The organism is Streptomyces sp. NPDC059037 (genome assembly GCF_042740015.1).
In the GTDB taxonomy this organism is placed as follows: domain Bacteria; phylum Actinomycetota; class Actinomycetes; order Streptomycetales; family Streptomycetaceae; genus Streptomyces.
Window position 1 is genome coordinate 1 of record NZ_JBHYIG010000515.1, and the last position, 1,911, is coordinate 1,911.

The 1,911-nt window shown below is 69.5% G+C and carries 1 protein-coding gene; it reads left to right on the forward strand.

All coding sequences use genetic code 11. From position 1 onward, the window contains the following. Positions 1 to 100 precede the first annotated feature (100 nt). Positions 101 to 1,786, forward strand: coding sequence for a ribonuclease J (locus tag ACFWY6_RS45295; RefSeq protein ID WP_266871236.1), 1,686 nt, complete (start codon positions 101 to 103; stop codon positions 1,784 to 1,786). Positions 1,787 to 1,911 lie beyond the last annotated feature (125 nt).

Genomic DNA, 1,911 nt, shown 5'->3' on the forward strand with positions numbered 1-1,911 from the left:
GTTTAAACGCCCACCCCCCCACCACACAACTCCTCCTGCCCCACCGTAATGCGCGCACCGGGCCTGGGCGGTCGGGGGGGCGCGTGGTGAGGAGAGTCTTTTGAGTCATCCGCATCCTGAACTCGGCGCCCCGCCGAAGCTCCCGAAGGGCGGCCTGCGGGTCACCCCGCTCGGCGGCCTCGGCGAGATCGGCCGCAACATGACCGTCTTCGAGTACAACGGTCGCCTGCTGATCGTCGACTGCGGAGTGCTCTTCCCCGAGGAGGAGCAGCCCGGAATCGACCTGATCCTGCCGGACTTCACGTCCATCAGGGACCGCCTCGACGACATCGACGGCATTGTGCTCACGCACGGCCACGAGGACCACATCGGCGGTGTCCCGTATCTCCTCCGCGAGAAGCCGGACATCCCGCTGATCGGCTCCAAGCTGACCCTCGCGCTCATCGAGGCGAAGCTCCAGGAGCACCGCATCCGTCCGTACACGCTGGAGGTCGCCGAGGGCGACCGCGAGCGCCTCGGCCCGTTCGACTGCGAATTCATCGCGGTCAACCACTCCATCCCCGACGCCCTGGCCGTCGCCGTCCGCACCCCCGCGGGCATGGTCGTCGCCACCGGCGACTTCAAGATGGACCAGCTGCCGATGGACGGCCGCCTCACCGACCTGCACGCGTTCGCGCGGCTGAGCGAGGAGGGCATCGACCTCCTTCTCTCCGACTCGACGAACGCCGAGGTCCCGGGCTTCGTCCCGCCGGAGCGCGACATCTCGAACGTGATCCGGGGCGTCTTCGCCGGCGCCCAGAAGCGGATCATCGTCGCGAGCTTCGCCAGCCATGTGCACCGCATCCAGCAGATCCTGGACGCGGCCCACGAGTACGGCCGCAGGGTCGCCTTCGTCGGCCGCTCGATGGTCCGCAACATGGGCATCGCCCGGGACCTCGGCTACCTGAAGGTCCCGCCGGGCCTGGTGGTGGACGTCAAGACGCTGGACGACCTCCCGGACAACGAGGTCGTGCTCGTCTGCACGGGCTCGCAGGGCGAGCCGATGGCGGCCCTCTCCCGGATGGCCAACCGCGACCACCAGATCCGCATCGTCCAGGGCGACACGGTGATCCTGGCGTCGTCGCTCATCCCGGGCAACGAGAACGCGGTCTACCGCGTGATCAACGGCCTGACCCGCTGGGGCGCCAACGTCGTCCACAAGGGCAACGCGAAGGTGCACGTCTCCGGCCACGCCTCGGCCGGCGAGCTGCTGTACTTCTACAACATCTGCAAGCCCAAGAACCTGATGCCGGTCCACGGCGAATGGCGCCACCTGCGGGCCAACGCCGAGCTGGGCGCCCTCACCGGCGTCCCGCACGACCGCATCGTGATCGCCGAGGACGGCGTGGTCGTCGACCTCGTCGAGGGCAAGGCGAAGATCGTCGGCAAGGTCCAGGCGGGTTACGTCTACGTGGACGGACTCTCCGTCGGCGACGTCACCGAGTCCTCCCTCAAGGACCGCAGGATCCTCGGGGACGAGGGCATCATCTCGGTCTTCGTGGTGGTGGACTCCAGCACCGGCAAGATCACCGGGGGCCCGCACGTCCAGGCCCGCGGCTCCGGCATCGACGACTCGGCGTTCACGGCCGTCATCCCGAGGGTCCAGGAGGTCCTCGAGAAGTCGGCCCAGGACGGGGTCGTGGAGCCCCACCAGCTGCAGCAACTCATCCGCCGCACGCTGGGCAAGTGGGTCTCGGACAACTACCGCCGGCGCCCGATGATCTTGCCCGTGGTCGTCGAAGTCTGACCTGACACCGCGTGAACTCCGGAGCGGGGGGGGGGGGGGGGGGGGGGGGGGGGGCGCCCGCCCCCCGCGTGAGTGTCGTCCCGGCGCCGTCAAGGCGCCCCGCGCCCGCGCGGGGGCGGGCTCAA